The following is a 7,540-nucleotide window of genomic DNA, read 5'->3' as shown; positions in this document are numbered from 1 at the left end:
TAAAATGGGTACAGAACCGCTCCAGCATGATCGCATCCGTGCGATTGGACTTGGCGGCATAGGCAACGCGTTCCACATGATCAAGCACCAGGGCCCCGGTGCCTTCAAGAAAAACGTTATCCATTTCAAGCCCGGAATAGTCGATCACGTCTTGAACGCGATAGCGCTGCTTCAGCATCTCGATCACGTCGGTGCGGCGTTCCCTGCGCCGGCTCGGCGAATACATTGGATAGACGGCCACATGACCACCGGCATGCGTGGAGAACCAATTGTTCGGGAATACGGAATCCGGTGTCTCCGTCCCCTCGTCTTCAAAAAGATGCACAGTGATTCCTGCCGCCTCCAACTGTGCGGCGGCCGTTGTGACCTCGCGATAGGCCGCGCTCGAAATTGCGTCGGCCTCGCGCTTATCCAGGGACTGGAAGGCGTTGTCCGCGGCGGTTGCAGGGTTGGGTGAAAAACGGTGCGGGCGGATCATTACAACGCTCTTCGGTGCCTGAATAGACAGCAACTTGTTGCTCATCAGCTCATGCCCTTCGAAGAATGCGAGGATTCTCACTGGTTGCGCTGAGCACACCGAAGAGATCGCGCGGGTCAACCGGGTCAGCCAGAAGATCGAGTTCGGTATAGAATTCCGTCCCCTGTACAGCGTCGCGCAGGTAACGCAGCGTTGAGAAATCTTCCGTGGCGAAGCCGACTGAATCGAAAATGGTGATTTGCTCGCGTGAGCGGCGACCTTTGGCTTCGCCAGCGATCACCTGCCACAATTCGGTAACCGGAAAACCCTTCGGCATCTGCTGGATCTCACCTTCGATGCGTGTTTGCTCCGGAAACTCCACGAACACATCGGCGCGCAGCAGGATGTCTCGCTGTAGTTCCGTCTTGCCGGGACAGTCGCCGCCGACCGCATTGATGTGCACTCCGTTGCCCACCATGTTATCGGACAAAATAGTGGCGTTGAGTTTATCGGCAGTGACGGTCGTGATGATGTCGGCTCCAAGCACAGCATCGGCGGTGCTGTCCGCCGAAACGATCTCAAGGCCCCAGCCCGACGTATTGCGTATGAACTTCGCCGTCGCAGCTGGGTCAATATCGTAGACACGCAGCTTGTCCACGCTAAGCAGCGTCTTAAAGGCCAGTGCCTGGAACTCCGACTGTGCGCCGAGACCGATTATGGCCATGGTGCTGGCATCATGGCGGGCAAGATATTTGGCGGCCAGTGCCGACGTCGCCGCTGTGCGCAGCGCGGTCATGATTGTCATTTCGGACAGAAAAGTAGGATAACCCGTGCCGACGTCCGATAACACGCCGAACGCTGTAACCGTCTGACGACCGTCGCGGGTATTCTTCGGATGCCCGTTCACATATTTGAAGCCATAGAGCTTGCCGTCGCTGGCCGGCATCAGTTCGATGACGCCATCGCGGGAATGGCTGGCAACCCGCGGCTCCTTTTCAAACTCGTTCCAGCGGCGGAAATCGCTTTCAATATAGTTGGCTAGTCCCAGGAGAAACCGTTCCATGCCAACGTAACTGATCAACCTCACCATATTATCGACGCCAACGAACTGGACCATGCCCGACCTCCTTGTTTGGAGATCAAATTAGCTCAATGCAATTTGTATATTAAATGCGTAACATGTGCGAAATAGCTCGAAATTTTTTGCAATTTGCATATCAGCCACGTACATTATTCCTATGCATCTATTCGACGAATTGGACCATGCGTTAATCGGCGCACTGCGCGAGGACGGGCGGGCGCCCGTATCCAAGCTTGCTATCATCTTGGGAGTAACACGCGCCACCGTGCAAACACGACTGGACAGACTCCTCGACTCTGGCGCTGTACTGGGCTTCACCATTCGCGCCCGCCAGGATTACGATGAGCGGTCCATTCGCGCCGTCATGCTGATCGAGGTCAGCGGGCGTTCCACCACAACCGTCATCAAATACTTGCGCGGCCTGCCTGAACTTCACTCGTTGCACACAACGAATGGTGCATGGGATCTGATTGCTGAAATAAGAGCTGCGAGTTTGACAGATTTTGATCGCGTGCTTCGCGAAGTGAGAATGGTCGAAGGTGTTCTCAACAGTGAGACCAGCATCATGCTGAGCTCGGTCTAACATATTTTTCCGGACAATGACTTCGTTACGGCTCCGCCTGGCAACTTTTTGGTAGCTCGAAGAGGGTGACTGAAAATAAACGGCAGTCGAGACGGGTACAGAAGCGAGCATCAGGTGCTTCGGCGGAAGAAGCAGCCAATGATCCAGCCGTTGTTGAACCGGCTATTCATGCTTGCCTGCCTGATATTCCGCAGATGGACGGTCGAGTTCGTTCGGGAGCATTTCAGCAGGGTCGTGTGGGGGTTCGCCGGGACCATAGATACGGCGTGGATCGTCGTTGCTGATCAAGCGCTCAAAGGTCTCCGCCGAAAGGACCACGACTGAGGCGCGGCCATGCTTGGTCAGCGTGATCGGCTCGTGCTGCGCTTCGTCTGTGACGGCATTGCATGTGGTGCGTCGCCGTTGTACCGTACAGCCTGACAAGTGCCAAAGTCATCAGTGTACAGCCGGAGCCAACGTCCGGTCGTGCGTTTCTACCCGTTGAATAAGTAGACGCGGACATGGAACTTATCGTCGCCCTTGGCCTGATTGTCTTTAAGGTCGCGTTGCTGATTGCGATCCTGCTGCTGCTGCCCTTGCCACTAACCTGGCTGGAACGCAAGATCGCGGGGCACATGCAACAGCGGATGGGGCCGATGCGCGTGGGGTGGCATGGGCTGCTGCAGCCGGTGGCGGACGGAATCAAGCTCTTAACCAAAGAGGATCACATCCCGGCCGAGGCCGACCGCTTCCTGTTCAAACTGGCGCCAATCCTGGCGCTCGCTCCGCCCTTTGTCGTGTTCGTCGCCATCCCCTTCGGCGAAACCGTCTCGGTCCTCGGCACCGAGATCACACTTTACGTCTCCAACATGAATGTGGCGCTGCTTTTCGTCTTCGCGGTGATCGGGATCGAGGTCTATGGCGTCATCTTCGGCGGCTGGGCCGCTAACAGCAAATACGCTGTCCTGGGCAGCCTCAGGACGTGCGCGCAGATGATCAGCTACGAGATCCCGATGGGGTTTGCGGTCATCGGCGTGGTCATGCTGGCGCACTCCATGAGCCTGCTCGATATCGTGCGCGCGCAGGCCGATGTGTGGAACATCGTCTACCAACCGGTCGGCTTCTTCGTGTTCTTCGTCGCCGGACTGGCCGAAGCGCAGCGCATTCCCTTCGACCTGGCGGAAGCGGAAGGCGATCTGGGTGCCGGGTTCCACACCGAATACAGCGGTATCCGCTTTGCATTCTTCATGGTCAGCGAATACGCCATCGTGTTGCTGGTGTCTGTCCTGGTGGTGATCCTGTTCTTCGGCGGCTGGAACGGCATACTGGTCCCCCTGCCACCGCTCCTCTGGTTTCTGCTCAAGGTTGCATTCTTCGTCTATTTGTTTATCTGGTTCCGCTTCACTTTCCCGCGCTACCGCTACGACCAACTGATGGCGATCGGATGGAAAGTCTTGCTTCCTTTGTCGATGGCGAACATAATCATAACCGGTGTTGCTTTCTTTTAGGGGCCGCAGCGGCTCCGTAGCGAGGCGGCGATGTCGCTTGCACGGGACAGAGTTGGAACTTGGATCGGATGGGCGTTCTTCGCCGATCTAGCGAGTGGTTTGGCTCTGACCTTCGGCTACATGTTCTCCAGATCCGTGACCATGCAGTATCCGGACAAAGAAAAATGGTTGCCCTACTCGCGTTACCGCGGGCATCACTTCCTGAAGCGCGACGAAGGGGGCGAGATCAAATGCGTGGCCTGCGAGCTCTGCGCGCGGATTTGTCCCTGCGACTGCATCGAAGTCATCCCCTACGAGGACGAGAAGGGCAACCGTCGCCCGGCAAAGTTCGAGATCGACATGGCCCGGTGCCTATTTTGCGGGCTGTGCGAGGACGCCTGCCCGGCCGACGCGATCGCTCTTGGCCAGCAATACGAATTCTCGAGTCTTGCCTCGCGTGATTTGGTGATCGGGCGAGACGATCTGCTCGGCAAGCCGGGCAAGGCGACGACCGGCGGCGGCGTGGTCACTGCGCGCTTGAACACCGAACAGGACGTTCTGGTCGAGACGAGCGAGCCGCAGGGGTACAACTGGTGGCGGAATATCCGGCGAACATGAAGGCGCGCCAGCCGTAGCGCGCAGACAGGAGGTTCAGATGCACGTCTGCCAAATCTTGAAGAGCAAGTCTCCCGAGCTCATTTCGGTCACACCCGATCAGCCGATGGTAGAGGCCCTGCGGCTGTTTCGAGACAATAACATCGGCTTCGTGGTCGTCGGCCGTTCGCCCGGGGAATGCCTGGGCACGCTGTCGGAGCGAGATTGCTGCAATGCGGTGGCTGAATACGGAACCGAGGCGCCCGTAATGCGGGTCGCCGACATCATGAACCGCAGTGTGGCGACCTGTTCGACAGAGGATTTTCTGCCCTTTGTGATGGCGATCATGACCGAGCGGCGCACGCGCCATGTATTGGTCATGGATGGTGACACCGCCGTTGGCGTGGTGAGCATCGGCGACGTGGTCAAGCACCGGCTCGACGAATCGCTGCGCAACGAGCAGGCTCTGCACGAATACATTGCCGGGACTGCTCATCACTGACGTCGCCGGATCGAGGTCCAGACGCGGGTTCAGGGCAGGTAGCAGTGAGCCCCGTAATGCCTCAGCTCAGATCCCCAGGCCCCGCCCCGACTCCGACGACGGTGGCGATCTCGAAGGCTGCGTGCGCCTTTTGAACGTCCACCGGACATGGATATTCGCCCCGCCGCATCAGTCTGTTGAGACGCAGGGCTTTGTAGTTTTCGGGAACGAACACGAGGCCCCTGGGAAAACGCTTGTTGACCTTAAGTTGCGCGGTCAGCTCGCCCTGGGCGGATCGCACGACCACCTGATCGCCATCCGAAAGGCCCAGCTGCGCGGCATCCCGCGCGCCCATCTCGACATAGGGGTCATCGGCGACCGTATTTAGAATTTCCGATCGCTCGGAAAGATATCCGTTGTGGAACAGGCAGTTGCCAGTGACCAGCATGAGCCGGTCGGTTGCAATGGGGGCAGGCGGGGGGGCGAAGAACTCGCCAACCGGCGGCGCAAGGGCCGCCTTGGTGAATGCTCCGTCGACGCCAAGCCCGTCATGGGTTAGCCGCTCGTAGGCGGGAACCAGCCGGGCAATCTCGTCGAAAATCTCATGTTGAAACGATGGCCTCAATGCTTGGTTGCGAAGCGCCGCAACGAAGTCGAAGATCGCCAGATTGCCCCGCGCCTCAAAGGTGGGTTCGCGGAACTTACAAACCTTCTGGGTGCGGCCTTCATTGTTGGTGAAAGTGCCCGATTCCTCGCCATAACTTGCTGCGGGCAGCACCACATCGGCTAGGCCCGCCGTATCGGTAAGGAACGCGTCCTGCACGATCAGGAGATCGGCGGCACCAAGCGCCCGCTGCACGAACGCTCGGTCAGGATAGGACATCAGGGGGTCGCTTCCGACGATATAGAGCGCGCCCATTCGCCCGCTGTCACAGAGCTCCAGCATGGCGTCGAAATCCACGCCCGGTTCAGACGGGATTTCGGCGCCCCACGCCCGTTCGAGCGTTGCGCGCGCCGCGTCATCGTCGACCGCACGCAGCCCCGGCAGCGCCAGCGGCAGAACGCCCATATCCCAGGCGCCGAGCTGGTTGGCACGGTCAAAGAGAAACTGCATCGCCAGTCCCTTGCCGAGTATGCGCAGAACCTGCAAAAGGTTGTTGAGCTGCTGCAACGTCGCGCGCGCTAGCGGCGACCTCAGGAGGTCGGCGCTGACAAGTACGGTGACGCTCCGACCTTCCAGCAGCGCTGTGGCTAGACGGTCCGGTTCGTCACTGTCGGTGGCCGCTGCTGGCCTGCCGGTTGTCGTGCCGATGTCCGCAAGAACGTCGCCCGGCAGGGCCTGACTAGCCGCCGTCACGAGACCGGTCACCACCGCGGCAAGGCTCGCAGCCTCACCGCCCGGCGCAACGCGAACGACCGCCCGGGCATCGGCGTCCAGACGCGATGGCCGCGCCGACAGCATGAGCAACCCGGTCTGCCGTCGCCGCGCGCCGTCGCGCAGCAGGTATTCGGTGACCGGGTTTTCGTCGGTCACGTTGCCACCGACGATAAGCACGCAGTCGTTGCCGATCACTTCCTCCAACGGCGAGCGGGTGTAGAAGCTCGCCACCAACGGGCCGAGCGTATCGAAAGGCGTGGACCAGCGCGACGCGCAGTCTATGTTGTTGGTCCGCAATACCGTGCGCATCATTTTCTGGAATTGATAAAGCATCTCGTTGGGAAGGCGCGGCGAGGCCAGCCCGCCCGCAGGCTTTCCCTCGACGGCCGACAGGCGCCGTCGCAGGTAGTCCCCCGCTTCTTCCCAGGAAACCGGAACAAGGGCGCCATCACGACGGACCATCGGCCGCTTGATCCGATCCCGGCTCTCGACGAAATCAAGACCAAAGCGCCCCCGCACGCAGAGCGTTTCGCGGTTGACCCCGTGCTCCGCTTTCGAGCGGACCCTCATGAACTCGCCCTTGCGCGCGCCGACGGTCAGCTGGCAGCCGGTGCCGCAATGCGGGCAGATGGTGTCGGTCTCGGCCAGATCCCAGGGCCGCGCTTTGTAGCGATAAGGGAAGCTCATCAACGCTCCGACTGGACAGACCTCGACGCAATTGCCGCATTGGTCGCAACTCGCGAGACTGCCCTCGAAGCCGGTCACGGCGGTATCCATGCCTTTTTCGACCGTGCCCAAGGCGACCGCGCCGACCACCTCCTCGCACATTCGCACGCAGCGCTGGCACTGGATGCAGCGGTTGACGTTCATAATGATGACCGGGCTGAGACGGATGTCCTTGGAGTGGAACACACGTTTAGCATCGCGGAACCGGCTTTCGCCAGGCCCGTATGCCATCACCATGTCCTGAAGCTCGCACTCGCCGCCCTTGTCGCAGATCGGGCAGTCGAGGGGGTGGTTGGCGAGCAGCATGTCGAGCATGGAAGAGCGTGTTTCGTCGATCAGCGGCGTATTCGTCCGCACGACCATGCCGTCGGTGACCGCGGTGGCGCAGGAAGGCTGCAGCCGCCGCTGCCCCTCGATCTCCACCAGGCACATGCGGCATGAGGCCAGCGCCGGCAGCCGCTTCAGATAGCAAAAGGTCGGGATGTCGATGCCCAAACGCTCGGCCGCCTGCAGCACCGTAGAGCCCGCCTCCACTTCCAGCGTTTGTTCATTGATCGTGACGCTAATCATGACTTTCTTGCGGCCTTCTTCCTGCGCTCCTCAGTGAAATGGGCACCTGCGCTCTTCGATATGAGCGACGAATTCATGCTCGAAATGCGTCAGTGCGGCCCGCAGCCCCATGGCCGCGCCGTCGCCCAGAGCGCAGAACGTGTTGCCGAAAATGCCCTTGCAGAGCGCCTCCAGCTGTTCCAGATCGCCCGGCGCGCCCTGCCC

General features: G+C 60.0%; 9 protein-coding genes. 4 read left to right on the top strand and 5 right to left on the bottom strand.

Features of this window, described 5'->3' with window-relative positions:
* Together AAAC48_RS14990 and AAAC48_RS14985 are read right to left on the bottom strand one after the other, a co-directional pair.
* The coding region (locus tag AAAC48_RS14990; protein ID WP_340654934.1) for an arginine deiminase-related protein at positions 1 to 523 on the bottom strand (523 nt) is incomplete at its 3' end.
* A gap of 4 nt (positions 524 to 527) precedes the next feature.
* Complete coding sequence (locus tag AAAC48_RS14985; RefSeq protein ID WP_340654933.1) at positions 528 to 1,574, bottom strand: ornithine cyclodeaminase; 1,047 nt, start codon at positions 1,572 to 1,574, stop codon at positions 528 to 530.
* 121 nt (positions 1,575 to 1,695) lie between these two features.
* Here AAAC48_RS14985 and AAAC48_RS14980 point away from each other — a divergent pair, with 121 nt between their 5' ends.
* Positions 1,696 to 2,121 (top strand): Lrp/AsnC family transcriptional regulator, encoded by a 426-nt coding sequence (locus tag AAAC48_RS14980; protein ID WP_340654932.1) that lies wholly within the window; start codon positions 1,696 to 1,698, stop codon positions 2,119 to 2,121.
* 162 nt (positions 2,122 to 2,283) lie between these two features.
* On the opposite strand, the gene AAAC48_RS14975 is transcribed toward AAAC48_RS14980, so the two are convergent.
* Positions 2,284 to 2,544, bottom strand: a complete 261-nt coding sequence (locus AAAC48_RS14975) for a type II toxin-antitoxin system prevent-host-death family antitoxin (protein WP_340654931.1) — start codon at positions 2,542 to 2,544, stop codon at positions 2,284 to 2,286.
* A gap of 77 nt (positions 2,545 to 2,621) precedes the next feature.
* On the opposite strand from AAAC48_RS14975, the gene nuoH reads away from it, so the two are divergent.
* The 3 genes from nuoH to AAAC48_RS14960 are packed head-to-tail and all read left to right on the top strand — an operon-like array spanning position 2,622 to position 4,683.
* A complete protein-coding gene (nuoH, locus tag AAAC48_RS14970) occupies positions 2,622 to 3,608 on the top strand; it encodes an NADH-quinone oxidoreductase subunit NuoH (protein WP_340654930.1) in 987 nt (328 codons plus the stop codon).
* A gap of 30 nt (positions 3,609 to 3,638) precedes the next feature.
* Positions 3,639 to 4,205, top strand: coding sequence for an NADH-quinone oxidoreductase subunit I (locus AAAC48_RS14965; RefSeq protein ID WP_340654929.1), 567 nt, complete (start codon positions 3,639 to 3,641; stop codon positions 4,203 to 4,205).
* A gap of 37 nt (positions 4,206 to 4,242) precedes the next feature.
* A complete protein-coding gene (locus tag AAAC48_RS14960; RefSeq protein ID WP_340654928.1) occupies positions 4,243 to 4,683 on the top strand; it encodes a CBS domain-containing protein in 441 nt (146 codons plus the stop codon).
* Between the two features lie 61 nt (positions 4,684 to 4,744).
* Here the strand turns inward: AAAC48_RS14960 and nuoG are convergent, their stop codons facing one another.
* Positions 4,745 to 7,336, bottom strand: coding sequence for an NADH-quinone oxidoreductase subunit NuoG (gene nuoG / locus AAAC48_RS14955; RefSeq protein WP_340654927.1), 2,592 nt, complete (start codon positions 7,334 to 7,336; stop codon positions 4,745 to 4,747).
* 30 nt (positions 7,337 to 7,366) lie between these two features.
* The coding region (locus AAAC48_RS14950; protein WP_340654935.1) for an NADH-ubiquinone oxidoreductase-F iron-sulfur binding region domain-containing protein at positions 7,367 to 7,540 on the bottom strand (174 nt) is incomplete at its 5' end.

This window comes from Phyllobacterium sp. (assembly GCF_037994405.1).
In the GTDB taxonomy this organism is placed as follows: domain Bacteria; phylum Pseudomonadota; class Alphaproteobacteria; order Rhizobiales; family Rhizobiaceae; genus Phyllobacterium.
Note: the sequence above shows the minus strand (reverse complement) of the source record. Positions and strands in the feature narration are given on the sequence as shown.

What these genes read in the sequence shown, in the direction of transcription:
- AAAC48_RS14985 (WP_340654933.1), bottom strand. Translation starts at nt 1,574, where the DNA reads ATGGTCCAGTTCGTTGGCGTCGATAATATGGTGAGGTTGATCAGTTAC.
- AAAC48_RS14980 (WP_340654932.1), top strand. Translation starts at nt 1,696, where the DNA reads ATGCATCTATTCGACGAATTGGACCATGCGTTAATCGGCGCACTGCGC.
- nuoH (WP_340654930.1), top strand. Translation starts at nt 2,622, where the DNA reads ATGGAACTTATCGTCGCCCTTGGCCTGATTGTCTTTAAGGTCGCGTTG.
- AAAC48_RS14965 (WP_340654929.1), top strand. Translation starts at nt 3,639, where the DNA reads ATGTCGCTTGCACGGGACAGAGTTGGAACTTGGATCGGATGGGCGTTC.
- AAAC48_RS14960 (WP_340654928.1), top strand. Translation starts at nt 4,243, where the DNA reads ATGCACGTCTGCCAAATCTTGAAGAGCAAGTCTCCCGAGCTCATTTCG.
- nuoG (WP_340654927.1), bottom strand. Translation starts at nt 7,336, where the DNA reads ATGATTAGCGTCACGATCAATGAACAAACGCTGGAAGTGGAGGCGGGC.